General features: G+C 65.2%; 24 protein-coding genes, 1 tRNA gene and 1 pseudogene. 11 read left to right on the forward strand and 15 right to left on the reverse strand.

The genetic code is table 11. The features are described 5' to 3' along the window. Positions 1-30 precede the first annotated feature (30 nt). Positions 31-903, forward strand: coding sequence for a dienelactone hydrolase family protein (locus ACQY4S_RS01055; protein WP_428483319.1), 873 nt, complete (start codon positions 31-33; stop codon positions 901-903). Between the two features lie 178 nt (positions 904-1081). Here the strand turns inward: ACQY4S_RS01055 and ACQY4S_RS01060 are convergent, their stop codons facing one another. From ACQY4S_RS01060 to ACQY4S_RS01080, 5 genes are all read right to left on the reverse strand, one after another. Continuing rightward, positions 1082-2188, reverse strand: coding sequence for a methyltransferase domain-containing protein (locus tag ACQY4S_RS01060; protein ID WP_428483320.1), 1107 nt, complete (start codon positions 2186-2188; stop codon positions 1082-1084). Between the two features lie 357 nt (positions 2189-2545). Then, entirely contained in the window at positions 2546-3298 is a 753-nt protein-coding gene (locus ACQY4S_RS01065) for an SDR family NAD(P)-dependent oxidoreductase (protein WP_428483321.1), read from the reverse strand. Between the two features lies 1 nt (position 3299). Continuing rightward, positions 3300-3734 carry a DUF3429 domain-containing protein gene (locus ACQY4S_RS01070; RefSeq protein ID WP_428483322.1) on the reverse strand — a complete coding sequence of 145 codons (435 nt, stop codon included), beginning with the start codon at positions 3732-3734 and terminating at the stop codon, positions 3300-3302. 4 nt (positions 3735-3738) lie between these two features. Beyond that, entirely contained in the window at positions 3739-4101 is a 363-nt protein-coding gene (locus tag ACQY4S_RS01075) for a thiol-disulfide oxidoreductase DCC family protein (RefSeq protein ID WP_428483323.1), read from the reverse strand. Positions 4102-4197: 96 nt separating this feature from the next. Continuing rightward, positions 4198-4842 (reverse strand): carbonic anhydrase, encoded by a 645-nt coding sequence (locus tag ACQY4S_RS01080; protein ID WP_428483324.1) that lies wholly within the window; start codon positions 4840-4842, stop codon positions 4198-4200. A gap of 181 nt (positions 4843-5023) precedes the next feature. On the opposite strand from ACQY4S_RS01080, the gene ACQY4S_RS01085 reads away from it, so the two are divergent. Then, positions 5024-6232: a DUF3300 domain-containing protein gene (locus ACQY4S_RS01085; RefSeq protein ID WP_428483325.1), complete on the forward strand. Its 1209-nt coding sequence runs from the start codon at positions 5024-5026 to the stop codon at positions 6230-6232. A 266-nt stretch (positions 6233-6498) separates the two neighbouring features. Further along, the gene (locus ACQY4S_RS01090) at positions 6499-6873 is read left to right on the forward strand and encodes a hypothetical protein (protein ID WP_428483326.1); all 375 of its coding nucleotides are present in this window, start codon (positions 6499-6501) and stop codon (positions 6871-6873) included. A 220-nt stretch (positions 6874-7093) separates the two neighbouring features. Here ACQY4S_RS01090 and ACQY4S_RS01095 read toward each other — a convergent pair whose 3' ends face one another. The 7 genes from ACQY4S_RS01095 to ACQY4S_RS01125 form a co-directional block, all read right to left on the reverse strand. Further along, complete coding sequence (locus ACQY4S_RS01095; RefSeq protein ID WP_428483327.1) at positions 7094-7894, reverse strand: SDR family NAD(P)-dependent oxidoreductase; 801 nt, start codon at positions 7892-7894, stop codon at positions 7094-7096. 173 nt (positions 7895-8067) lie between these two features. Beyond that, the gene (locus ACQY4S_RS01100; RefSeq protein WP_428483328.1) at positions 8068-9366 is read right to left on the reverse strand and encodes a hypothetical protein; all 1299 of its coding nucleotides are present in this window, start codon (positions 9364-9366) and stop codon (positions 8068-8070) included. A gap of 105 nt (positions 9367-9471) precedes the next feature. Beyond that, positions 9472-10749: a beta-ketoacyl-ACP synthase gene (locus ACQY4S_RS01105; RefSeq protein ID WP_428483329.1), complete on the reverse strand. Its 1278-nt coding sequence runs from the start codon at positions 10747-10749 to the stop codon at positions 9472-9474. 33 nt (positions 10750-10782) lie between these two features. Continuing rightward, entirely contained in the window at positions 10783-11973 is a 1191-nt protein-coding gene (locus ACQY4S_RS01110) for a beta-ketoacyl-ACP synthase (RefSeq protein ID WP_428483330.1), read from the reverse strand. Continuing rightward, on the reverse strand, positions 11963-12451 hold the full coding sequence (locus tag ACQY4S_RS01115; RefSeq protein WP_428483331.1) for a 3-hydroxyacyl-ACP dehydratase FabZ family protein: 489 nt from the start codon (positions 12449-12451) through the stop codon (positions 11963-11965). Before ACQY4S_RS01115 ends, ACQY4S_RS01110 begins: the two co-directional genes overlap by 11 nt. An 82-nt stretch (positions 12452-12533) precedes the next feature. Beyond that, complete coding sequence (locus ACQY4S_RS01120) at positions 12534-12815, reverse strand: acyl carrier protein (RefSeq protein ID WP_428483333.1); 282 nt, start codon at positions 12813-12815, stop codon at positions 12534-12536. A gap of 102 nt (positions 12816-12917) precedes the next feature. Then, positions 12918-14120, reverse strand: coding sequence for a hydantoinase/carbamoylase family amidase (locus tag ACQY4S_RS01125; RefSeq protein WP_428483334.1), 1203 nt, complete (start codon positions 14118-14120; stop codon positions 12918-12920). 402 nt (positions 14121-14522) lie between these two features. Between ACQY4S_RS01125 and ACQY4S_RS01130 the strand changes: the two genes are divergently transcribed. From ACQY4S_RS01130 to ACQY4S_RS01140, 3 genes are all read left to right on the forward strand, one after another. Next, complete coding sequence (locus ACQY4S_RS01130) at positions 14523-14747, forward strand: hypothetical protein (RefSeq protein ID WP_428483335.1); 225 nt, start codon at positions 14523-14525, stop codon at positions 14745-14747. A 1-nt stretch (position 14748) separates the two neighbouring features. Then, positions 14749-14871, forward strand: coding sequence for a hypothetical protein (locus ACQY4S_RS01135; protein ID WP_428483336.1), 123 nt, complete (start codon positions 14749-14751; stop codon positions 14869-14871). Between the two features lie 687 nt (positions 14872-15558). Beyond that, entirely contained in the window at positions 15559-16467 is a 909-nt protein-coding gene (locus ACQY4S_RS01140; protein ID WP_428483337.1) for a hypothetical protein, read from the forward strand. 107 nt (positions 16468-16574) lie between these two features. Here ACQY4S_RS01140 and ACQY4S_RS01145 read toward each other — a convergent pair whose 3' ends face one another. Then, positions 16575-16901 carry an NIPSNAP family protein gene (locus tag ACQY4S_RS01145; protein ID WP_428483338.1) on the reverse strand — a complete coding sequence of 109 codons (327 nt, stop codon included), beginning with the start codon at positions 16899-16901 and terminating at the stop codon, positions 16575-16577. Between the two features lie 189 nt (positions 16902-17090). On the opposite strand from ACQY4S_RS01145, the gene ACQY4S_RS01150 reads away from it, so the two are divergent. From ACQY4S_RS01150 to ACQY4S_RS01160, 3 genes are all read left to right on the forward strand, one after another. Then, positions 17091-18293, forward strand: a complete 1203-nt coding sequence (locus tag ACQY4S_RS01150) for a pyridoxal phosphate-dependent aminotransferase (protein ID WP_428483339.1) — start codon at positions 17091-17093, stop codon at positions 18291-18293. Next, positions 18293-19516 (forward strand): pyridoxal phosphate-dependent aminotransferase, encoded by a 1224-nt coding sequence (locus ACQY4S_RS01155; RefSeq protein ID WP_428483340.1) that lies wholly within the window; start codon positions 18293-18295, stop codon positions 19514-19516. The genes ACQY4S_RS01150 and ACQY4S_RS01155 overlap by 1 nt, the downstream gene beginning before the upstream one ends. Positions 19517-19873: 357 nt before the next feature. Then, positions 19874-20878, forward strand: a complete 1005-nt coding sequence (locus tag ACQY4S_RS01160; protein ID WP_428483341.1) for a GNAT family N-acetyltransferase — start codon at positions 19874-19876, stop codon at positions 20876-20878. A 45-nt stretch (positions 20879-20923) separates the two neighbouring features. Here the strand turns inward: ACQY4S_RS01160 and ACQY4S_RS01165 are convergent, their stop codons facing one another. Beyond that, a complete protein-coding gene (locus tag ACQY4S_RS01165; RefSeq protein ID WP_428483342.1) occupies positions 20924-22639 on the reverse strand; it encodes an ABC transporter ATP-binding protein in 1716 nt (571 codons plus the stop codon). A 187-nt stretch (positions 22640-22826) separates the two neighbouring features. Further along, complete coding sequence (locus tag ACQY4S_RS01170; RefSeq protein WP_428483343.1) at positions 22827-23771, reverse strand: IclR family transcriptional regulator; 945 nt, start codon at positions 23769-23771, stop codon at positions 22827-22829. 485 nt (positions 23772-24256) lie between these two features. On the opposite strand from ACQY4S_RS01170, the gene ACQY4S_RS01175 reads away from it, so the two are divergent. Together ACQY4S_RS01175 and tig are read left to right on the forward strand one after the other, a co-directional pair. Further along, a tRNA-Leu gene (locus ACQY4S_RS01175) sits at positions 24257-24341 on the forward strand. A 122-nt stretch (positions 24342-24463) separates the two neighbouring features. Next, positions 24464-25798 (forward strand): annotated as a pseudogene (gene tig / locus ACQY4S_RS01180) (trigger factor); the annotation flags it as partial. Positions 25799-25881 lie beyond the last annotated feature (83 nt).

The raw sequence follows: 25881 nt of genomic DNA on the forward strand, positions 1-25881 counted from the left end.
GCCGCACGCTTCCAGGAGACAAACACGGACATGGATGACACGACCGAAATCGCCGGCTTGCGCAATTACCCGCTGGCGCGCCGCGGCATGATGATGACCGGCTTGATCAGCGGCTTCACGCTCGCTACGCAGCGCGCCGAGGCGCAGGCAATCCATACTGACAGCGAAGGGCTGGAGGTTGGCGAGACCGAGATCCCCACCGACAAGGGCCGCCTGCCAGCCTATTTCGCCCATCCGGCGAAGCACGGTGAATTTCCGGTGGTGCTGGTGAATGAGGAGATTTTCGGCGTCCACGAGTACATCAAGGACATTTGCCGCCGGCTGGCCAAGCAGGGCTACCTTGCCGTCGCGACGGAATACTATGCGCGGATCGCTGACCTTTCGAAGATGACCGACGCCAGCCAGATCGTGAAGGATGTCATCTCCAAGGCGCCCGACGCGCAGTATATGGCGGATCTCGATTCGACCACGGCCTGGGCGGTACAGCATCGCGGCAGTTCCACGCGGGTGGGTGTGATCGGCTTTTGCCGCGGCGGCCGGCAGACCTGGCTATATGCCGCGCACAGCCCGCACCTGAAGGCGGCGGTGGCGTTCTATGGGCCGATCGGGGGCACGCCCTCGCCGATCCAGCCCCGGACGGTGCTGGATCTGGCCGACCAGATCAAGTGTCCGCTGCTGGGCCTGTATGGTGGCCAGGACCCCAGCATCCCGGTCGATCTGGTGCGGCAGGCAGAGGCGAAGGCAAAGGCCGCCCATAAGCTGGTCGATATTGTCATCTACCCGGACGCCGGGCATGGGTTCCATGCCGACTATCGTCCAAGTTATCGGCAGGCGGATGCCGAGGATGCATGGAAGCGCGCCATGGCGTGGCTGCGGCGGTTCGGCGTTACCCCGGCGGGCTGAGCGGAACGGCTGATCCGGCCTGGCATCAGTTGATCAATCTTCGTTGCGAGTCGCATTCGGCGGTCGCATGTCGAGAACCTCTTGTGCCCTCGGCCGGCCCGCAACCAGACCCGGTTTCATGAATTTTGCGGCCCATTGCGCCGCGGACCCCTGACCGTTGCCTGTCGATGGATCAGCCTCAGGCGATCACGCTCCATGGCCTCTGGTCGGCGCCGGATTCCTGTAGCGACTTATGCATTCCTAGCCAGCTTGCAACGATGTCCTCCCTGCGGTCAGCGGGCGCCATGCTGACGTAGAACTCGGCTTCGTTGGGGGCAGTATCAATGAAGTAATCGCACGCCAGCGCAAGCAGATCAAGTTCAGCCAACTCAAGACACAGGGCCGCGAACGACGTCGGCGTGAAGACCCAGCAGTGAACGTCGTGGTAGGTTCCGTTCGCGATCGCGTCCCGCGCCAGATCCAGACCGATACGCGTGGAGGCATAGGGCTGCAGACCGGCGGCATCGAGCGGACCGTTCCAGGCCGCCGCGACCTCGACGTATCGCAGCAGACTGTGGTGCTCGATGACCGCGCGCGGCAGCGGCGTCCGCGCCTGTCGCAGATAGGCGTCAAGCACATCGTGGATCCGGCTCTCGCACCGCAGATAATCAAAGGTGAAGCGGCGATCGGGAACGGCAAGCCGCAGGCTGCCATGCGGCCGTAGAACGGTGCGGACCTCGGCGAACCAGGCGACAAGGTCAGGGACATGCTCGATGACGTGCGAGGCGACGACGTAGTCGACCTTGCGATCGGACCCGATGCATTCCTGCAGCGTTCGTTCACCCCAGACATGATCGACGGTCACGATCTTGCTGATGTCGACGCCATCATGCGTGCGGTAGATGTCTCGCAGGGAAGCGGTATCGGCATGGTCGACATAGCGGATGTCGCCTTCCGCGGGGGTCACCAATGGCGTGGTCAGGGCGCCGATCTCCATGCCCTCCAATGCCGGAAGATCCAGATTGGCCAGTATTCGGTCCCGCCGCTGCGGCACCAGGTCAGGCCGAAAGGGAAACTTCAAGGGAAGCGCACGCACGCCCGGCCGCAACGAGCGATTTTCGTTCATGCCGTGACGGGTATAGTGCGTCAGGCCCGATGCGATGGTCCCGGCGTCGACCGCCGCGGCAACATCCGGATTGGCGGCCAGATAGGCCGCTTCATCAAAGTCAGCCGCCGCCGTTTGCATTGCCTGCTCCCGGAACGCGCCGAACCCGTCCCGATCGGGTTCGTGGCGTAGCCCGGACACGCTTGTCCTCTGTCCTCGGCGATCCGGCCCTGCCGCCATGATCGTCCGAGGTTGCATTATGCCGGTGTCCGATCATGGTCTAGCACCTTGCTTGATCGCGTGATGCACGCCTTCTGACGGGTCAGCCTGCGGCTATCCCGCCAGTCGCGACGCCTGAGCTGCGCCGCTGATGGCAGTCAGATTAGCCGGATTGGCCGTTCACGGAAAGCTGATTGTACTGCTTCCGCCTGGTTCCATCGGCTCCCCGCAGGACCTGCGGCAGAATAACCCAGGCAGACGATCTTGTTCGGCGATGTTGGCTTCCTGAAGGTCGTGCGGGACGGCGTGACGCAGGCGTCGAAACGGTGGTGCCGCTGCCTACCATGGGATCGGGGCACCGTCCCAGGCAAAGAAGCCGCCGTTCGCCGTCGGGCCCAACCCGTCCATCACCGCCAGCAGAGCCGCCGCCGCCTGTGCGGGACTGAACAGCCGCGCTGGCGCGACACCGGCCTGGAACGGTGCACTCAGCGCCGTATCGACCGTGCCGGGATGCAGCGCGACGCAGACACAAAGCGGCCGCGTGCGGCGGTGCTCGATCGCCAGGCTGCGGATCAGCATGTTCAGCGCCGCCTTCGACGCGCGGTAGCCGTACCAGCCGCCAAGCTGGTTGTCGCCGATGCTGCCCACCCGCGCCGACAAGGCGGCGAACAGGCTGGGTTCGGCCCTTGGCGTCAGCGGCAGCAGATGCTTGGCGACCAGTGCGGGACCCGCGGCGTTCACCGCGAACAGCCCGCTCAGGCCCTCGAGCGACAACGCCCGCATCGACTTCTCCGGAACAAGTCCTGGCCCATGCAACCGCCCCGTCGCGACGACGATGCGTGTCAGCCGCCCAGCCTGCGTGATCCGGTCCGCCGCGATCCGCTCGGCCGCGGCCGCTAGGCTGGCCTCATCCAGGATGTCGGCGCCGATCCAGCCACGCCGGTCGTCGCTCCGCCAGTCCGCCGGCCGGCGACGCGACATGGCGATGACGCGCGCATAGGCGGGATCGACTGCCAGACGTTCGGCGATGGCACGGCCGATCCCGCCCGAGGCGCCAACGACGCAGGCTATGGCGGGCGACAGGCGGCTCATCTCAGGCCGTCAGCACGATCGCGCCGGCGATCAGGCCGGCTGCCGCGCCCAGGGTCAGCGGCGTGCGCAGTCTTGTATACCAGGTCGGCAGGTCGGCACCCCGCAGGTCCCATAGCCAATGCACCCCAAGCGCCACGGCAAGACCCAGCAACTGCCCCCGACGCTGCGCCGATGGCAGCAGCAGCAGGGCCAGCGCCACCAGGGTCGGCAGCATGGCGAGGGTGATGATCCAGGGCCGCGGCGCCGGCTGCCTGATTTCCGCACCCCACCGCGCGCCACCGAGGAACGACAGGATCAATCCGCCGTAGAGCGACAGCACCACCGCCGACAGCGGCCTGATGTCCGGGAACAACACCCCGGCGGCGGGCGGCGCGAGGAACGGGATCACGCCAAGCAGGCCATAGGCCAGCACGGCGCGCGGAATCGGCGGGCGCATCGGTTCAGCAGAGGCGTCGGCTGGCGGCAAGCGCAGGCGAAGCCGGCCGTAGGCGCAGGAACCCCAGATACAATCGCTCCAGCACCTTCAGCACCAGCTTGTTTCGCGCTGCCAGGCCGAGTGGACGGAGCAGGGGGATGGCACGCCAGAGGGCGGCGAAGGCGGCAGCGCCGGACAGCAGCGGTCCATCTGCTTCGCGGGCGCGGAAACGCTCCAGCAACGCCTGACGCCCGATCGGACAGACGCTGCCCTCGGCGGCAGCGTCGACGAACAAGATCGCGTCGCGGCGGTCCAGCCGGCGCATGAGGGCGATCTCCCTCGAACACAGGGGGCAGGACCCATCGAACCAGACCGTGACCTTCGCCATGCACCGGACATGGGGTTGCGGCGGGGGTTGGCAATCCGGTCCGCTGCCTGGATGGGCCTCACACACGTTGGCACACCGGGCGCCGACCGGCGGATATCATCCCAGCGCCGGGATGTCCTCCGGCCGCTCGACCGTGACATTCAGGTCCCTGACCAGCCCATCGGCGATCGAGTAAACCCAGCCATGCACGCTGATCTTCTGTCCGCGCTCCCAGGCGTCCTGGACGAAGACGTCGGACGTGACGTTCTTGACCTGGCCGACGACATTGAGCTCGCATAGGCGATTCAGGCGTGCGCGTTGGTCCGCGATGGCGTCGAGTTCGTGGCGGTGCGCGCGGTGGATCTCGCGGATCGGGTGCAGCCAATGGTCGACCAGTCCGCGCCGCCGTCCGTCCACCGCCGCCGCGACGCCACCACAGCCGTAGTGGCCGACGACCAGGATGTGCCGGACCTTCAGGACGTCGACGGCGAACTGCAGCACCGACAGGTAGTTGGCGTCCTGCGGCGGTGCCAGGTTGGCTACGTTGCGATGCACGAAAAGTTCGCCGGGGTCGAGCCCGACGATCTCGTTGGCCGGGACACGGCTGTCGGAACAGCCGATCCATAGGTACTCCGGCGCCTGTTGTCCCGTCAGGCGCGAGAAAAAGCCAGGATCGCTGGCGGTCTTGCGCGCCGCCCAACCTCGGTTGTTGGCTTTCAGGTCGTCGAGCATGATATCCGTCCACGGTTTTGCAGTCGCCATGATCGTTGCGATCCGCACGGCCGCATGTGCCGCCACGGTGTCAGCAAGCCAATGCCTAATGCCAACGCGGCGACGCGTGTTTCGCGTCCTTTTATCCAATCCGCAGACAGCCGCAACCGAAGATCGCCGTCGTCCGCGGCGCGGGAGAAGACGCGAAGTGACCCAAAGGAAGCCGGCCGCCATGCCTTGTCATCGACCGCACCAGCGGACCGTGCCGCGCCGGCTGATCGCCATCGTGCTGTCCGCCGTGTGGCTGATCGGTTCGACACCCGCACCGTCACCGGCACAGCCGCCACCACCTGCCGCGACCGTGGCAACACCGGATTATCCGCCCGAACAGCTTGATGCGATCCTGGCACCGATCGCGCTGTATCCCGACCAACTGCTGACCCAGGTCCTGATGGCGTCCGCCTATCCGCTCGAGGTCGTGCAGGCGGCCCGCTGGATTGACGATCCCGCCAATCGCGCGCTGCGGGGTGATGCGTTGACGCAGGCGCTGGCGCAGCAGGACTGGGATCCCTCAGTAAAGTCGCTGGTGCCGTTTCCGCAGGTGCTGGCGATGATGAACGGTCAGCTCCCGTGGCTGCAGCAGCTTGGCTATGCGGTGGCCGAACGGCAGGGTGCGGTGATGGCTGCGGTTCAGCGGCTGCGGCGGCAGGCGGCGATCACCGGCGCGCTGCACTCCACCGATCAGCAGGTGGTCCGCGATGAGGCACAGGTCATTGTCATCGAGCCGGCACAGCCGGCGATGGTCTACGTGCCGAACTATGCGCCGGCGCAGGTGTATGGTGCATGGCCCTATCCGTCCTATCCGCCGGTCGATCTGCCGCCGCCGCCTGGCTACGGGTTCGGTCCCGGACTGGCCACTGGGCTGGCGTTCGGCGTGGGCGTGGTGATCGTCGGCGGCCTGTGGGGCTGGGTTCGGCCGAACTGGCGTGACCGCAAGATATCCGTTAACGTCAACCGCTTCAACGGCATCAACGTTAACCGTCCGCCTGTCCGCGATCCGGACTGGCGTCCGGCCACGGTGAACAACCGGCCGATCGGTGGGTTCCGGCCGCCGCGTCCGATCGGCTCATTCAGCGGCGGTCCGTCCGGCGGATCCAGCCTTCCAAACGTTATCACGCCTGGCAATGGTTTGCGTCCGCCGACCGCGACCGGCGGCGCTGATCGCTCCGTCGGTCGCCAGGTCAGGCCTCCAGCCGGCTTCATTCGGCCGCCAGCGCCGCCTGGCGGGATCGACCGGCCGATCCCAAGCGGTCGCCCCGCTGGCGGCGGTGGCGCACGGCCAGGATTTGCCTCGGCAAAAGCGCCAGTGGCGTCAGGACGCGCTCCACAGGTCAGCCAGCCCAGCGCGCCGGTCCACGGCGGCGGGCGCAACCGTATGTGATTGACCGCCCAACGGAGCCGGATGTCGTCAACCGGCGGCTAATCGAGCTTGCCATCGGCCATTTGACCATAGGTCCGTAAACGAGCCGGCGCTTGACGGCGGAGCGGATGCCGGGTCATTTCCGGCGTTTTTTGCTGCTCGGCAGACCGCTTCAGACCGCCGCCGTCGCCGATCAAGCTCGACAGATGACCCACCCCGTTTGTATGGTCGGACCACCGGAGCATCGAGTTAACTTCATGGGTCTGAAGACAGTTGCGATGAGGCCGATGCAAGGGCTGCTCATGGTCGCGATCGGCGGCTTCATCATGCTGGCCGCCGGCTGCGCCGAACAACCGCCGCCCAAGCCGCCGCGTCCCGCGGCACGCGTTCACCCGCCGGACTGGTTCCATCAGCAACTCGCCGCAGCCCGCGCGGCAAGGCGGAATCACCAGCCCAGGACCGACACCGTGGGCGCGCAGCGGGCTTATGACGATACGATGCGCGCCGCCTGCACCCGTGCCGCGTTGATGGGGCCTGACAAGTATCCGGCGCGCTGCGACGCGGTCTTGCACCCGACGCCGGCTCAGTCAGCACCCGACGCCGACCCGCTTGCCTGCGAGGACGATACCGACCCGGCCCAGCAGACCGCGTGCAGCGATTGATCGCAGGGCAAGGCCTTATCTGCTGTCCTGCCCCCGAAGTTGATCGCATCCTGTGACGGACGCAGGCGATCAGCAGGCCACTGAAAACACATAGCTGGTGGCCGGGGTCAGGGGTTCGCCCACCATGGCGCACGTCTGATCCAGGACACCAGGCTGGCCGCGGCTTGGGGTGCCAGACTCGGTGACTACGCAGCGGTCGCGGGAACCTGCAGACCCTGGTTCATTGCGGCTCGATCGGCATCCGCGCGATGCCCAGCCACGCAACCGGTGCGCCGGCGCCCTCCGCCGCCTGGGCCGACGGCAGCGAGGTATCCCAGTCCGCCGCGATGAACCGCCGGCCGCTGATCTTGGCGGCCTCGTCCGAGATCAGCCACAGGAGCGGCGGGACCATGATTTCCGGCCGCAGCATCTTGGTGCGGTCGCCGTGGTCGCCGACCAGCGGCGTATCGGTGACGCCGCCGGGCACCAGCACGTTGGCGGTGACACCGGTGCCGGTCAGGTCGGCCGCCAGCACCGCCATCGCCGACTCCAGCGCCGCCTTGCTGGCGCCGTAGAGCAGGTACCCGTCGCGCACCATCGTGCCCAGGCTGGTGGTGACGGTGATGACGCGGCCCCGGTCGGCTTTCAGCATGTGCGGCAGCACGGCGTGGGTCAGCATGATCGGTGCGGTGGCGTTGACCGTCAGGAACTGCTGCCATTGCTCGCCCGTCGCTTGCCAGAAGCGGATCGGGTTGCTGCGCTGATTGGCGCGCACCGCCGCCTGGCCGATCCCGGCGTTGTTGACCAGGATGTCGATGCGGCCGAATGCGCGCAGGGTCTCGGCGACGATGGTGTCGAACGAGGCCGGTTGTGCCAGATCAGCCGCCAGCGGCAGGATCGGCGCGGGCAGGGTATCCAGCCCCGCTGCGTTGCGATCCACCGCGACCACGTCGACCCCGGCTTCGGACAGACCCAGCGCCATGGCACGCCCGATGCCGCTGGCGGCACCGGTGACGATGGCGGTCTTGCGTTCTGTTGGCATTCTAGGTTCCTCCCGGCGCTACTTTGGCGCGAGAGCAGCGGGATGCCAAATGAATGTATTCACTTCAGCAGGAATCGTTTGCCAGCCGCCTCCGCGTGGTCGCCAAAACCGGCATTTTGACGACAGCCATGACTATTTGTCTGCTTTGACTCGTACCTGCCGGCGATAGCTGTTCAACATTCTTCTGGTAAGCTGCTTCGCACCTGCTCATCAGCAATGTTGCGTACCTGGGACTCGTCAGGGGCTTCATTAAGAGTAGATCGAATATATTGTTCAATAGCATCAAGCCATGCCTGCTCATGCTGAGGCAGAAAATCTGACAGTTTTGGTGTTTTAGCAGCCGCAGTGCGCACGGCGGACTCTTGTCCTTGCTTGGCCGAATTGACTTTTCCGCCGATCTGAGCAGCCAGAGCGTTGTTATAGATAGCCCCGAACTTCGTACGTCCCCACCACGTCACGGGCGATGTATCGACAAATCCATCCTTGCGAATGGTGCCCATGTTGAGTGGCTTTCCCTCTGGTGAAGCATGCTTTAGACTTAGCGCACTCTGAAACTCAGTGTAGACATTCAGTGCTTCGGCCTTAGCCAAAAAAGCCTTTAGAAGTTCCGGTAGCCGAAGGTCTGTCTGCCCAAGTTTCTCGAAGAACTCGTCCTCGCCGATGGTCATCCTCTGACCAATAACCACGGACGATGAGTCAGGAGGCGCTGCAACCTCAACTCGAACACCGTGTAGACCATCACCTTCAATCCGTATGACGCCTCGCTCGATCAGTGCGGTCTGGGCCAAGATTGACGGCACCACGAGGCGCACGCCTTGCTCCGGGGTCTCATAGATCGCCAACTCCACCAGTGCGAACGTAAACCGATGTCCAGCGTGGCTTTGCAACAGGTTGACGAGCGGGAGGATGTCCTCGCGGATACCGTCTCCAACGACTGCAATGATTGCACGTCCTCGCCGCAAATTTCGTGATATCGCATCGATGAATTCGGCTTCGTCAAGTTCTCCGGCATGAGCATTTACAATTCCGAATAGGGAAGTTTCGGTCGCTTTGTCCACGCAGCGTGCCTTGATAACCGCGCGCTGCAGCTCGCTGTAGTTCATTCCGAATACAGCAGCGGCGTATTCCATTGCCTGAGCAACAACGGCTCGACGTGCTTCCGGATTTCGCCAAAGTTTTGCTTCGATGAAGACAAGGCCACCATCCCGGGTGACAAACAGGTTGTCTAGTGCTCCAGACCTGCCGCCACCGAAACTAAGCGGCAGCTCGCGGCACAAGGGAATAAGATCGCCAAATCCTGGCTCGATTTGCTCAATCGGTAGCACCTCCGGATGGCGGTGTAGAAGACCTTGCAGCCAAGCCTCATCGTAGACGCCTGGAGCGGTGCTCGACTCTAGATCGACCCGTCGAAGCGCCTTGGTGTGTTGCTTGGGTTCGTTAATCCAGAATGGCAATCCGTCACGTCGACGCATACGTTTGCTAATCCTTTAATACATTGCGATAATGGTTCGAGTGACACTATGCGTTTTCCCACGTCAGGATAAACGAAAGTCACCATTGCAGAATTGTAAACAATCTCATCCCGCCGCCCCGATCACCAGGCACACATTCTGCCCGCCAAACCCGAACGAGTTCGAGATCGCATGCCGCACGCTGGCCGCACGCGCCACGTTCGGCACGCAATCCACCGGCAGCGCCGGATCGGGCGTTTCATAGTTGATCGTCGGCGGCAGCAGCCCGTCACGGATCGACAGCACGGTGAAGATCGCCTCCACCGCGCCGGCCGCCGTCAGGCTGTGCCCGATCATCGACTTGTTCGACGAGATCGGGATCGCGCCAGCCCGCGCCCCGAACACCGCCGACAGCCCGACCCACTCCATCTTGTCATTCTCCGGCGTGCCGGTGCCATGCGCGTTGACGTAGCCGATCGCCTCGGGTGGCAGGCCCGCGTCAATCAGGGCATTGCGCATGCAGGCGATGATCGGCTTGCCGTCCGGTGAGGACCGGGTGCGGTGGAACCCGTCCGCGACCTCGCCGCAGCCCTCCAGCACCGCCAGCACCGCGGCACCTCGGGCCCGCGCGCCGGACAGGCTTTCCAGCACCAGCGCCCCGGCGCCCTCGGCCATCACGAAGCCTTCCCGGTCCTTGCTGAACGGGCGGGATGCGGCCGCCGGCGGATCATTCCGCGTGGACAGCGCCGACAGCAGGGAAAACCGGATCAGGCTTTCGGGATTGACCGAGGCATCGGTGCCCACCACCAGCGCGGCCTCCGTCTCCCGCCGGCGGATCGCTTCGACGCCAAGCTGGATCGCGGTTCCGCCCGAGGCGCAGGCGGTCGAGGTCGCCACCGGCGATCCCCTGGTGCCGAACCGATCGGCCAGGTTCTCGGCGACCGAGCCGAACAGGAACCGCCGATAGTACGGCTCGAACCCGCCGCTGCCGGCGGTGCGAAGCAGATCGGCATACGTCACCGCCTCGTTCGCTCCCGACGCGGCGGCGATCGCCAGGCGCTGGGTCCATTCGATTTCGATCGGCGGCAGCGCCAGCAGCAGTGGCCCGGGAAAATCGCCGATGCGGCCGATCGCGGCTTCCGCTATGGCTTCCTCGATCACCAGTTCGGCCAGCCGCTCCGCCAGGGCCGGGGCCGACATCGCCGCGACGGGAATGAAGTCCACCGTGCCGGCGATGGCGGTGCGCAGGCCGGCGGTCGGGAAGCGGGAAATGCGGCGGATGCCCGACACACCACGGGTCAGCGCGCCCCAGTTGTCCGACTGGCCCTGCCCGAGGGACGTGACGATGCCCATGCCGGTAATGGCAACGATCGGGCGGCCGAGATGATCGGTATCCTGTGTCATGATGAACCTTTGGACGAAGCTACGGCGAACGCTTCATGCCGGGGTGACCAGCGCCAGCGCCTCGCCGCGCCAATGGCCCCAGGATGTCACCAGCGCCTGCTTCAGCGGCCCCGGCATCGCCCGCTCCGCCGCTTCCAGCGGCGTGAACAGCCTGCCCCGTTGCACCGCCAGCGCCGCCAGCGCCAGGCTGGCGGGAAACGAAGGCTCCGGGCCATGTCCCAGCGCCGTCGCGGTGCCCCGTACCGGCAGGCCGAGGCTGGTCAGGAAGGCGTTTTCTTCCACGGTCGGTCCGGCCACGCCACTGGCGCCGGAGATCACCGCGCAGCCGGCCGGATGGTGATCCGCCGCCATGCCCGCGAGTTGACGCCTGGCGTTGGCGGTGGCCTCTCCCGGTCCACGCCGGCACCGGCCGGTCTGGATCGCCGCGACATGCGCGATCGCCGCCGCCCCACGCTGCGCCGCATGGGTTCGGCTTTCCAGCACCAGGAAACAGCCGATCGAGCCCAGCACCATCCCGCCGCCGGTTGCCTGACGCGCCCAGACGCCGGCGAACGGCGGCCGGGACTGCACCCCGCCTAGTTCATAAAGCAGCATCATGTCGGGCCGCTGCGCGTTATAGGAACCCCCCACCAGCGTGACGTCGCCTTGCCCCGCGGCGATGCGCGCGCAGGCGATGCGAACCGCGTCCGCGCCGGCGGCTTCCTCGCCCATGAAGGTGCGCGATGAGCCGGTCACGCCATGCACGATGGAAACGTTGCCGGCCAGCAGGTTGGACAGTTGCGCCAGGAACAGCGTCGGCCGCAGGTCACTCAGCAGATGCTCGTTCAGGTAGGCGCCTGGGTCGGCGGCCTTCGGCTGGCCCGACAGCATCGCCTCGTCCACTGCGTAATCGCGCTCGCCGCCGCCGGCCGCGACGATCATGTCCATCCGCCGCAGCAAGCCGGCGTCGCCCTTGATGCCGGCGGACTGCAGCGCTAGGCCGGCGGCGAACACGCCGATGCGCTGCCAGGCCTCCATCTGCCGCTGGTCGCCGCGCTTGGGGATCTGCGCGTCGAGGTCGAGCGGCGCCATCGGGTGCACCATGAACGGCGCGAACGTCCGCGTATCCACCACGGGCCTGAACCCGGCCGGATCGTCCAGCGCATCCCAGTGCGCCTGCACGCCGGTGCCGAGGCAGGATACCAGCCCGATGCCGGTGATCAGGGCATCGCGATCATGCGGCATCAAGCAGGCTCTCCGGCACGCCGACGCGGCGGGCGGCTTGCAGCATGACGTCCCGCATTCTGTCGTTCGGGAACGGCACGACGCCGTAGCGAACCTCGGCGTCGGCCACTTTCCGGTCCCCAAGGGCGCCGTCCCGCGTGCTGATCGAGCCCTTCACCACGGCGTAGCCGGAGCCATCATGCAGCAGGCTGACCTCCGACGTCAGCAACTGGCCGGGCGGCACGAAGCACCGCATCTTGGCCTTTTCCACCTGCATCAGGAACGGCATCCGGGTGAACCGCAGCATCGCCAGGATCAGCCAGCCGCCGGTCTGCGCCATCGTCTCGATCATCAGCGTGCCGGGCAGGATCGGATGGCCGGGAAAATGACCCTCGAACACCGGCGACTGGTCGGGCACCTGGCAGGACGCGGCGATCAGCCGGGACTCCAGGTCCAGGCGGGTGATCCGATCGACCATCTGGAAGTATTCCAGCCGCATCAGGCCGCCGCGTCGGCGTGCGATGCCATGCGTCCCAGGCGGGCTTCGCCGCGATCTATCAAGCGGGCTTCGCCGCGATAGATCAAGCGGGCTTCGCCGCGACGAGCTTGTCGATGTTGCCGCACAGGTTCTTCAGAACGAAGTACTCGTCGGTGGAGACCTTGCCGTCGTTCACTTCCTGCATCCACTGCTCCAGCGGCATCTTGATGCCGAAGGCCTTGTCGATGGCGAAGGCGACGTCAAGGAAGTCCAGGCTGTCGATCCCGAGGTCGTTGATGGCATGGCTGTCCGGCGTGATCTTGTCGCGCTCGATGTCGCAGGTGTCGGAGATGATCCCCGCCACGGTTTCGTAGGTCGATGCCATGCGTCAGTCCCTGAGAAAGCCCGCGCACTAACATTGTCGCCCCCAGCCGTGCAAGAGACCGTGAGGGCGTGGTTGGACGTCGCGGCCGCCGCAACCCCAAGGTCATTCCGCCGCCAGAATCGACGCGGCCGCGTCGGCGAACACCTGGCAGCCAAGCACGATGTCCGCGTCGTCGGTGTTCTCGGCGTAGTGGTGACTGATGCCGCCGATGCTGGGAACGAACAGCATCGCCGAGGGCAAACGGCGAGCCAGGATCTGCGCGTCATGCCCGGCGCCGGAGGGCATTGGCTGGTGCAGGTTTGGCGCGTGATGCTGCGCGGCGGCGGTCAGCGCGGATTGAAATGCCGGGTCCATCGCGCTGGGATCGGTCGTGCCGCGCTGCATGACGCTCACCTCGCACGGGCCGCGCGCGGCTTCAGCCAGCAGCTCGTTCAAGCTTGCCTCCAGCGTGTCCAGGATCGCCGGGTCGGTGTCGCGGAACTGGAACACCAGTTCCGCGTCGCCCGGCACGATGCTGGGCGCGCCTGGGTGCAGCTTGATGTCTCCGGTGGTCCAGACCGTGCGCGGGCCGGCAACCGCCGGAAACCGCTGCTCGATGCCGGCGACGAGTTTCACCAGCGCGACGCCGGCGTCCTTGCGCACCGACATCCGCGTGGTGCCGGCATGGTTCTGCACGCCCTTGAAGGCAATCCGGTAGCGCCGGCTGCCGACGATCGCGGTGACGATGCCCAGGCGCAGGTGGCGGCCTTCCAGTTCGTTGCCTTGCTCGATATGGGCTTCCAGGTAGCCGCGGTAGCGGCCCCGGTCCATCGTCTGCCGCGGCCGGTCGGAAAAACCGGCCTGACGCAGCGCATCGCGCAGCGCGATGCCGGTTTCGCGGTTGGCGCAGGCGTCGATCTCCGCCTCGGTCAGCAGGCCGCAGAACGACCGGCTGCCGATGAACGAGCCAAAATGCCCTTCCTCATCGGCCCAGGCGGCGACATCAATGCCCCGGCCCAGGGTGCGCGCGGCCTCCAGCCCATAAATCACGCCCAGCGCGCCGTCCAGCCAGCCGGCATGATTCTGCGTCTCGACATGGCTGCCCAGCAGCAGCTTGCGGCCTGGCGTCGGATCGCGGCCATGGACGTTGCCAATGCCGTCGATCGACGTGTCCAGTCCAGCTTCGCTCAGGCGCGCGGCGAGCCAGTGCCGGGATTCGACATCCCGCGGCGAGAACGTCGGGCGGTGCACGCCGGTCTTGTACTCGCCGATCTTACGCATCGCATAGAGGTCGCGGAGAAGGCGGGCGCCGTCGATCGCGGGCATGGCGATGCTCCCTGTCATTCATTGCAGTGCAGCATGTCGTTCAGAGCGCGTCCATAGGTGCCGGAGGCTGGCCTTGCCGATGACCCTGAGGGGGTCGCGCCGCCGATAGATAATGCGGCCTTCCGGATTGGGCACGCGCTGGCCTTGTTGGCAAAGTTCCGGTCTCGCGGGTCGATGTTCCTGATTACACGTCATGAGCGGAACAGAGAGCAATGGCACGAACATGAAGTTAGCAAGAGCCGATTTATCTTGATCGTTATGAATTGGCATTTTCCGGCACAGCTTGTTCCTCCTCTGGCGTTCTGCTATCTAGATTAGCAAGAATGCTGATGAGCGGACTGTTTTCACGAGAGTTCGACTACTAGGTTATATTACCTAGGTCTTACTGTGGAAGTTCAGACTATGGCGTTACAATTGGGTGCTGTGCGGGACGCCTTCCTCGCGGCTAACGTGCCTGCGGACAAGGCCGACAAGGCCGCGGAAGAACTGGCGGAGTTCAAGGACCGCTTTGCCGGCGCTGACGTAAAGCTGGTCGAGCTGACATCCAGCGTACGACTCGTGCAAGCCATGCTTAGTGTCAACCTTGCGCTGACGGCAGGCGTCCTGTGGCGCCTGCTCGGCCACTGACATGGCATTCAATCCCGATCTCGTCGATGCCGACGACGAGGTGCTGGTGGAATTGCCCTCGCGGGCATTGCGGCGTGGCCTGACCCGAGGGCCGCGAATGCTTGGGTTGGGTGAACAGCTATAAGGTGATCGAGTGCCTGCTCATCCATCTAATGCGCGCAACGCCTTGGATCAATCTACGCCAGGTCAGCGGCGCCGGGTTCGGTATCGCCGCCACGAACAAGCGTATCAAGCAGCGACAGGGTCCGACGCCAGAGGCTTCGTCGAGTTGCGGCAGAGCTGGCACGACGCGGACTGTAATCGCCGAAACCCCTAAAAGGGATTGGAGCGACGCAGCCGATAGCCGCTCAACGATGTATCTGATCGCAAACGTACAAAAGGGACGACGGCAATAGGTCGAAATGTCCATTTGTATGTTGGCTACTCGAGGCACCCCCCAACGAGCACCGAAGGATGGCATCGTGCCAACCCTGGGGAAGATCCTCTGCGATAGTTGAAGGTAACAGGGCAAGGCCTCGCTGCCTGCGTTTCGATGGCGCCAGAGCGTCCACCATAAAGATAGTCATGCCCGTTCGGCCAGCAGTGGGCGCTCACATGAGGCCGCTACATGGGTGCCGTTGTGAAAGCTCAGGTTGGTTAGGGCGATGTTCTTAAACAATTGGATAACAATCCTGAAACAGCATTCAGCTAACCTGATGTGTTAACCTTATGATAAGGAACATGCTTCGTCTGATGTCGGATTGGGAAATATTTCTTGATCACCCCCACAACCTGAGGTAGAACCCACAGGACCCATCCGGAACCAGCCGCCATGACCGAGACCACCACCCGCACCCAACCCGCGACCGGAACCACACCGCCGGTTCGCCCGATGGACATCCTGCTGAACCTCGTCGTCACCCTGCTGACGCCGATGTTCCTGATCGACAGCGGCGGCGACCTCACCTTCGCCCGCATGGCGGCGCTGGAGACGGTGAACAGCTATAGCGCGCGCGACCCGATGGAACTGCTCACCATCGCGCGGATCATCGGCTTCGGCCTCGCCGCGCTGGGCTCGCTCGCCCTGTCCATGGCCGATGACACGCCGCCGCTGATGATGCTGCGCTGGCGCTGCAACGCCAACGCGCTGAACCGCTCCGCCGAACAAAACCGCCGCGCTCTGCAAACCAGCCGCTTGGCCGCCATGGACTGTGCCGGCATGGGGCATTGCCAAGGGAGCCAGCCAACCGCCGCGGCCTGGGGCGACCTGCCGCCGGACGCCGATCAGGCGCGCTACGAGGCGCAGGTGCTGGCCGATCTGGCACAGACCCAGCAGCGCGTCGCCGAAGCCAAGGCCCGCCAGGCGGCTTCAGACCAGGCCGCACAAGCCATCCCGGGCGCGCCGCCGGTGCCGGTGGCCGAGCGGCATCCGGCACCGCCGTCCACCCCAGTTGCCCAACCGACACCCGCGCCGATCCCTGCTACGATGCTGACCCCGATCCCGTCCCCCGCGCCGATCCCCGCCATGACCGCGGAGGAGCGTTACCGCGCCGTCTTCGCTACGGCGATGGCGGAGGTGGCGGCGGAATTCACCGCCGAACTCGATGATCTGTCGCCGCACCAGCGTGCGGAGGCCGTGGTGCAGGCCGCGGCGCTCAGCAGCAGCGCCAACGTGTTGCTGTCAGGCACACCCACGCCGTCGCCGAGGTTCGCTGCACCGCCATCCGATCCGATAAGGTAAGGCCCCGAACACGGATCGGTACGCTGGTCCGCTCGATCTGACCCAGGTCCGATCCAGGTGCAGGCCGTCGGCGGGCCGGGAACCGGTTTTAGTGGACTACCGTTCGATTACTGCACGGCCGAGTAGGGCGTCGGGCCAAGGATGAAATTCTTTACGTTCGCCACGAGCGGACCATTCTCCTCGGTCTTGGCGCGGGCCGCCGTCCAGTCGGGGTCCACCTGGAAGGCGTTCCACTTGGTCTCGCGGTCAGCCAGCGATTCCCAGGCGAGCATGTAGTACAGCGTCATGTTCGATTCGCCGATCACCGTGGTCCAGAAGCCGGCCTGCTTGATGCCGTGCTTTTCCCAGATCTTCAGCGTGATGGTGGAAAACCGCTTGTTCAGGTCGGGCAGGCGACCTGGCACGGCCTCATAAATCCGTAATTCGTAAAGCATCGTGTTTCTCTCCCTGGTGATGCCGGAACAGTCTGCGGCGAGCGACGCCAACGGGCAAGCCGGGCGGCCGATGCATCCGTGGCGGGGCAGCCCCGCATCGCGGCGGAAATCCCCAGGTTGCCGCACGGTCCCGGCTTCGATAGCTTTCCGCGCTTTCCATCCGCCTTCAAGTCCCGTTGGGAACCTGTCATGTCGCTTACCGCCGAACGTCTCGACCGCATCCAGCCCAGCCTGACCATCGCGATCTCCACCGTGGCGCGCCGCATGATCGCCGAGGGCAAGAACGTCATCAGTCTGTCGCAGGGCGAGCCGGACTTCGATACGCCGCGCAACGTCAAGGACGCCGCGATCCGCGCGCTGGAGAACGGCGAGACGAAATACACCGACGTGTCCGGCACCCCGGCGCTGCGCCGCGCCGTCGCCCAAAAATTCGCCCGCGACAGCGGCATCGAATACAAGCCGGAGGAGATCATCATCTCTACCGGCGCCAAGCAGGTGCTGTTCAACGCCATGCTCGCCACCCTGAACGCCGGCGATGAGGTCATCATCCCCAGTCCCTGCTGGGTCAGCTATCCCGACATCGTCACCCTGGCCGATGGCAAGCCGGTGCTGGTCCCCTGCGGCCAGAACAACGGCTTCAAGCTGCGGGCGGAGGATCTGGAAGCGGCGATCACCCCGAACACCCGCTGGTTCATGCTCAACAACCCCTGCAACCCGACCGGCGCGGGCTACAGCGCCGACGACCTGCGGCCGATCTGCGATGTGCTGCTGCGTCACCCGCATGTCTGGGTGCTGACCGACGACATCTATGACAGCCTGGCCTATGCCGGGTTCAAGCCGAGCACCATCGTCGCGGTGGAGCCGAAGCTGCAGGACCGCACCCTGACGGTGCACGGCGTTTCCAAGGCCTACGCGATGACCGGCTGGCGCATCGGCTTCGCCGGCGGCCCTGTCGCGCTGATCAAGGCGATGGACAAGCTGCAGAGCCAGTCCACCTCCAACCCCAACTCCATCGCCCAGGCCGCCGCGATCGAGGCGCTGACCGGCCAGCAGGAGACGGTGGAGACGATGCGCCGGGTGTTCGAGCAGCGGCGTGACCTGGTCGTCGGGCTGCTGAACCAGGCGCCGGGGATGAACTGCACCAATCCGGATGGAGCCTTCTACGTCTATCCGTCGATCCACGGCTGCATCGGCAAGACAAGCGCCGGCGGCAAGCTGATCAAGGACGATGAGGCATTCGCACTGGCCCTGCTGGATGAGGCAGGCGTCGCCACCGTCCACGGCGCCGCCTTCTGTTATCCCGGCTACGTCCGCATCAGCTACGCCAACGCGACCGAGGAGTTGCAGGAGGCCTGCAGCCGCATCCGGCGCTTCTGCGAAGGTCTGCACTGATGTCCCAGCAAACGGCCGCCGCGCCTGGATTCTCCCAGCGGTTCGGCCGGGTCCAGCTTGCCGCCAGCGTGCAGATGTCGATCAAGGCGCGGGAACTCAAGGCCGCCGGCAAGCCGGTTGTCACGCTGACGACCGGGGAGCCGAACTTCGACAGCCCGCCGCATGCGATCGAGGCGGCGCATCAGGCCACATTACGTGGCGATACCAAGTATCCGCCACAGGATGGCACACGGGCGCTGAAGGAGGCTATCCAGCGCAAGTTCAAACGCGATTCGGGGCTGCACTACGCGCTGGATGAAATCGCCGTCTCCAACGGCGGAAAGCAGTGTATTTTCAATGCGATCATGGCCACTGTTAACGCTGGCGATGAGGTTGTCATCCCGGTCCCGTCCTGGATCGCCTACGCCCAGATGACCCAGTTGTGCGAGGGTGTGCCGGTGCTGGTAAGCTGTCCTCAGAACAACGGCTTCAAGCCGCGTGCCGAGGATATCGACGCCGCCATCACACCGCGCACCAAATGGCTGATTCTGAACAATCCCAACAATCCGACCGGTGCCTGCTGTTCGGCGGAGGAAATACAGGCGATTGCCGCCGTCATGCGGAGGCATCCGCATGTCTGGGTGATGTCGGACGACATGTATGAGCATCTGGTGTTCGATGGTTTCCATCACGCCACCTTCGCCGAGGTCGCGCCCGACCTGAAGGCGCGGACGCTGACGTTGTCGGGGGTCTCGAAGACCTACGCCATGACCGGCTGGCGGATCGGCTTCGCTGGCGGCCCGAAGCCGCTGATCAAGGCGATGACGGTGATGCAGGGTCAGGCCACGGCCGGCACCTCAACCGTTGGGCAGGCAGCGGCGGCGGCGGCCCTGGATGGCCCGCAAGATGGCGTGGACGTGCAGATCAAGGCCTACCAGCGCCGCCGCGACCTGGCAGTGGCGATGCTGAACGACACGAAAGGCATCACCTGCCACAAGCCGGAGGGCGCGTTCTACGTCTTTCCCAACGTCGCCGGCTGCCTGGGCAAGACCACCACCGGCGGGCGCATGTTGAACAGCGACGAGGATGTCTGCCTGGCGCTGCTGGAAGAGCATTACGTCGCCACCGTGCATGGTGCGGCCTACCACATGAGCCCCTATCTTCGGATCAGCACCGCCACCGCCGACGATGACCTGCGGGAAGGCCTCCAGCGCATCCAAACTTTCTGCGCAGGCCTGCGGTAGAGCGCGGTCCAGGCCGTCAGAGTGGCTTCCGATCAGGTCGCTCCAGGTCGTCATCGCCGGGCAGGTTCCGGCCACCCGCCGAGGTCGCTCAAATTCGTCAAGGCCGAGCGTATCTCTGCCATCCGCCGAGGCCGCTCAAATTCGTCAAGGCCGGGCGTGTCCCGGCCATCTGCCCCCAGCCGTTGGCGCAAAGGTGGTTCGGACCATGACGACTGGGAGCGGCCTGATCGTAAACCGCTCCAACGCCAGAATGAGGCACATCGCTACTGCCGCGCGCGAGGTAAATCGGATCCATGCGGCCGTCCTGAGACCGGGGGAGCACCGGATGCGCCAACGCCCTGAACTTCATGTTTTAACATGAACGTGGCAGGCGACGATCAAGAGTCCACCTGGTCAATCCGCCTCGGACGGGACAGCGACGGTCCGGCGCTGATCGCGCTGATCGCGGCGTGCTGGGCCGTATATCCGGGCCTGCGGATGGACGTGGACCGGGAAATGCCGGAACTTCATGCGCTTGCAGCCTATTACCAAGGCGCCCTATGGGTTGCGCAACGCGGGCACCGTGTTGTCGGCATGATCGCCACCCGCCCGCTTGGCGAGGACGTTTGGGAAACCTGCCGCGTCTATGTCGATCCTACGCTGCATGGCAGCCGCCTTGCCCATGAACTCCTGGACACCGCCGAAGGCCATGCTCTCCGCCACGGCGCTCGGCGTTTCGTGCTATGGACCGATACCCGTTTCCAGCGGGCGCATGCCTTTTACGAAAAGCGGTCCTATATCCGTCACGGCGGAATTCGGGTGCTGCACGACCTGTCCGCGTCGCTGGAATTCGGCTACGCGAAGCCGGTCGACGGGATCGAGGCGCTGGATGCGGCCTCGGCCACATCCGCCGAACGGCGCTTGTCCGACATCCTGATTGCCTGCGTGGCGGACGGCGCCTCGGTTTCCTTCCTGCCGCCGCTCGATCCCGGCAAGGCGCGGGCGTTCTACAGGCGTGTCAGCACGCAGGTGGCCATCGGGCAACGCTTGCTGCTGGCAGGATGGCGTCGCGGCGTGCTGGTGGGCACGGTCGCGCTCGATCTCGACACGCCGGAAAATCAGCCGCACCGGGCGGAGGTGCAGAAACTGCTGGTGCATCCCGTGGCTCGCAGGTCGGGCCTCGGCCGCGAGATGATGCACCAGGTCGAAATGCACGCCCGCGCCGCCGGACGAACCCTCTTGACGTTAGACACATGGGCAGGGAGCGCCGGCGAAGCGCTTTACCGTGCGGCGAGCTGGCATGAAGCCGGCCGCATTCCCGGTTTCGCGCTCGACGCCGAGGGCAACGCGCAGGACACGCTTTTCTTCTGGAAGAAAGTATGAGTCAACAACACATCGACCGGAGATAGCTGATTGTTTCTACAACTCTTACCTTCCAAACTGCGCGTCGTGCAGCCGGCGGTAGGTTCCTCCGGCGGCGAGCAGGTCGCCATGACGGCCCTGCTCGACGACACCGCGCTCGTCGACCACCACGATCCTGTCGGCGTCGCGAATGGTGGCCAGGCGGTGCGCGATCACCAAGGTGGTGCGGCCGACAGCCAATTCGGCCAGCGACTGCTGGATCGCCCGCTCGGTTTCCGTATCCAGCGCGCTGGTCGCCTCGTCCAGGATCAGGATCGGCGGGTTCTTCAGGAACATGCGGGCGATTGCCAGACGCTGCTTCTGCCCGCCGGACAGCTTCACGCCGCGCTCGCCGATCAGCGTGCCGAACCCGTCCGGCATGCGGGCGATTGTCGCCTCAAGCCGAGCACGGCGTGCCGCCTGGTGGATTTCGGCCTCGGTGGCACCGAGGCGGCCATAGGCGATGTTGTCCCGCACCGTGCCGCCGAACAGGAAGACGTCCTGCTGCACGACGCCGATCTGCCGCCGCAGCGAATGCAGCGTCATCGACCGGACATCGATCCCGTCGATGGTGATCCGCCCGGCATCGACATCGTAAAAGCGCGGCAGCATGGCGCACAGCGTCGTCTTTCCGGCGCCGGACGGTCCGACGAAGGCAACTGTCTCACCCGCCGCGATCCGCAGGCGGACATCACGCAGCACCCGATGCGCCGGCGAGTAGCCGAAGGTGACATCCTCATAGGCGATGTCGCCGCGCAGCGGTGGCGCCGCGACGGCATCCGGTGCATCGACCAGCGTTGGCGCGGTATCGATCAGTTCGCAGTAACGGCGAAAGCCCGCCATCCCCTTCGGATAGGTTTCGAGGACGGCGTTGATCTTCTCGACCGGCCGGAAGAACACGCCGACCAGCAGCAGGAAGCCGACGAAGCCGCCGGGCGACAGCGCGCCGTGCAGCACGAACCAGGTCCCCGCGATCATGACGATCATCTGTGTCGCGCGCATCGACAGGTAGCTCAGCGCCGTGCTCTGGGCCATGATCCGGTAGCCCTGCAGCTTGACCCGCCGGTAGTCCTCGTTGTCGCGGGCGAACAGCGCCCGCTCGTGCGCCTCGTTGGCGAAAGCCTGGACAACGCGCATGCCGCCGATGTTCTCCTCCACGCGGGCGTTGAAGGCGCCGATGCCGGCGAAGATGGCGCGGAAGTTCTGCGTCATGCGGCTGCCGAAGCGGGTCGCCAGGAACATGATGACCGGGACGACAAGGGTGGTCAGCAGGGCCAGCCTGGCGTTGATGGCGTACATCAGGCCAAAGGCACCGGCGAACGTCATCAGGGCGATGAACAGATCCTCCGGCCCGTGGTGGGCGACCTCTCCCACGTCCTCGAGGTCCTTGGTGACGCGGGCGATCAGGTGGCCGGTCTTCTGCTCGTCGTAGAAGGCAAACGACAACCGCTGGAGGTGATCGAAGGCCTTGCGGCGCATCTCCGTCTCGATGCCGATGCCGAGTACGTGGCCCCAGTAGGTGACGATGGCGATAAGCCCGGTATTGAGCAGATAAAGCGCGGCGAGGCCGCTAGCCGCGGCGGCGATCAGCCCCCAATCGCGACCGGGCAGCAGCCGATCGACGAAGATGCTGACGGCGAGGGGAAAGGCAAGCTCGAGCAGGCCCGAGAGGACAGCGCAGCCGAAGTCGACCGCGAACAGCCGGCGGTGCGGCCGATAGTAGGCAAAAAAGCGACGAAGCATTGATCAGGCGCCGGACATGGAATCGTTGACGCTTGCTATATCAGCTTCCTTACCAATTGGCTCCGGCGAAACGTTCACGGGACCGAGCCGCGCGGCAACCGCATTGACACCATCGCCGGATGCGGCCGTCGCGGATGCTTGCCGCGATGACGCACAGCCGCACCGGTCGGTGCATGTCCGACAACGCTTAGCGAAAGATCGAGTGCGGTCGAGCGAGGTTGATCATGCTGCCCGCCATGTGCCAGCCGCTGGACGTGGTTTCGTCGTGGATCAGACCATCCTGAACGGGTTTGCCAACCGCACCCAAGGCTTCCGAAAGCCTGACCGCCGCCTCCATCACCTGCGGCAGAAGCGCCCGCGGGCGGGGCGGGCGCATACGCATCGAGGGCGAGTCGATATCCAGCACCGCGACGACCGCACCGGCCGCGTCACGGATGGGACAGGCGATGCTCACGGACCCTGGGACGACCTCATCCGAGGTAATCAGGTAGCCACGTGCGCGGATGCGTTGCAAGTCCGCGGCAATCCACGTCGGATCGATGCGCGTCGCCGGGGTAATGCGGTTCAGGCGCTGGGCGAGCAATTGCGTCTGAACCGCCTCCGGCGCGAAGGCGAGCAGCACGCGGCTGCTGCCGGCGTGCAGCGGGCCGCGCTTGCCAACCTCCGAGTACATCCGGATGGCGGGATCAGTCTGGTAGATCGCCACCGTCTCGCTTTCCATCCCGTCGCGCACCCGAAGATAAACGTTCTCTCCGGTGGCTTTGCCCAGTGAGGCGAGAAACGGCATGGCGGTCGCCGCCAGCGCGCCTTGCTCGGTTGCGGCGCGTCCTAGCACGCTCCATCGCGCCCCAAGGCGCCACAGGCCGCGGGCTTCGTCCTGAATGGCGAAACCGCGTGACTGCAAGGTCCGTAGCAGACGGAACGCCGCGGTGCGGGTGCACCCCGCCGACTCAGCCAGCGCGGCCAGCGATGCGGGGCCGAGGCGCGCCAGCGCTTCCAGCAGATCAAGCGTACGGTCGACAGCGGCTATATTATAGTCTTTCGAACTGGTCTCTGGAAACGCACCAGACAGGTCCGGGCTCGCCTTCGATTTCGGCTGAGATGCCCCGTTACCATTCTTGGCTGTCCCCATCGTGTAGACCTTTCCTCAAATATGGCGGATCGCCGGCTAACCTCGAACTGATGCTTTAAACCACGATCAATGCGCATCAACATTACTGATGAGTAGATTTGCATTCCCTTAAGCTCCCGTCAAAGCCGATTTTGCATGGGTGCCATGCAATGAGGCAGGCAGTGGCTGAATTCAAAGCAGTTTCGCTGGAGGTATGATCGTTTGCGGCTTGCGGTTCTTCAGACGTTCCCTCAAATCGTTCGGTTCTCGATAGTGGATGCGCCGGTCGGGGAATGCGCCCGTCGGGGAATGCGCCGGTCGGGGAATGCGCCCGGTGGGGATGTCTGCGTTGCGGCGGGCCTTGCAGCCGTTCTCCCCGCCAGCGGTGGATGGCGACGGCTTGTTGCTTGTCGTCCCGCGAAGCCTGCGGTAAAGCGCCCGCTTCGTGCCGACCGGCGATGGGCTCGGCCTGGCGTGCCTTGCCGGGCGGACCCGGATGGTTCATCGCGGGCGTGGTGAAATTGGTAGACACGCCAGATTTAGGTTCTGGTGGCGAAAGCCGTGGGGGTTCAAGTCCCTCCGCCCGCACCACCCTGCCGCGGGAAGCCGGGGTCGGTCGCCCCGTAGGGGGCGAGGAACCGCCGCGCGCGGCGGTTGGATTTAGCGCCGCCCAGGCGGCTTGTGCAGACTGATTTGATAGGATTGGCCGGACAATGCAGGTGACCGAGACGCTCTCCGACGGGCTGAAGCGTGGCTACACCGTAGTGCTTCCCGCGGAAAACCTGGACTCCCGCCGGAATGCTCGGCTGGTGGACCTTGGCAAGACGCTGAATTTGCCGGGGTTCCGACCCGGCAAGGTGCCGCTGACGATTGTCAAGCAACGCTACGGCACCGCCGTCTCCGCCGAAGTCGTCGATCAATCCGTCAATGACGCGATGCAGACGGTTCTGGCCGAACGCGGCCTGCGCCCGGCGCGGCAGCCGAAAGTGGCGCTGGTGACCGAGAATCCGACCGCGCCGGGCACCAGCCTGGAATTTAGCGTCGAGATGGAATTGCTGCCGACCATCGTCATGCCGGACTTCAGCACGCTCGCTCTGACGCGGTTCAAGGCTGAGGTGACGTCGGAGATGGTCGATCGCACGCTTGAAAGGGTCGCCAAGAGCAACCGGAGCCTGGCGCCGATCACCGCCGAGGAGCTACAGGCGCGCGGCGACGGGGCGGCGATCGGGGACGTCGTGACGATCGACTACCTGGGCAAGATCGATGACGTACCGTTCGAGGGCGGCAGCGGAACCGATACCGAGGTGGAAATCGGTGGCGAGGGGTTCATACCGGGTTTCGCCGAACAGCTTGCCGGCGCCAGGCCGGACGAGGTCAAGACCATCGCCGTCACCTTTCCCGCCGATTACGGCAAGGCTGAACTCGCGGGCAAGCTGGCGTCGTTCGAGATCACCGTCAAGCAGATCAGCCGCCAGGTGATCCCAGCGCTGGATGACGAACTGGCCAAGCAGCTCGGCACCGACAGCCTGGCCGCCCTGCGTGAGCTCGTGGTCACCCGCCAGCAGCAGGACCTTGATCAGATGTCTCGCCTGCGGCTGAAGAAGGTGCTGCTGGATGCGCTGACCGGCCTGGCGGATTTCCCGGTGCCGGCTTCCATGGTGGACGAGGAGTCCGCCCAGATCTGGCAGCAGTTCGAGAAGGCCCGCGAGGACGGCACGCAGGACGAGGCGGACAAGAGCAAGGACGACGACACGCTGAAGTCGGAATACCGGGCCATTGCCGAACGCCGCGTGCGGCTGGGTCTGCTGCTGGGCGAGATCGCCGCGGTGAACGCCATCACGGTTTCCGAGCAGGAACTCAACCGCGCGATCTATGCCCAGGCGATGCAGTTCCAGGGGCAGGAAATGCAGATGCTTGAACTCTACCGGAAATACCCGCAGCTCACGAGCAGCATCCGCGCACCCATCATGGAAGACAAGGTGGTTGATTTCGTGCTTGAACTTGCCAGCGTGACGGATCAGCTTGTCACCCCGGAGCAACTGGCCGAGGAGGATACCGGCACGCCGGCGCCGTTGGCTCCAGACGCCTTGGTTTCCGGCCCTGGGACTTCAGACCCCGGACCTTCAGATTC

The sequence above is a fragment of the Rhodopila sp. genome (assembly GCF_965276935.1).
Lineage (GTDB): Bacteria > Pseudomonadota > Alphaproteobacteria > Acetobacterales > Acetobacteraceae > Rhodopila.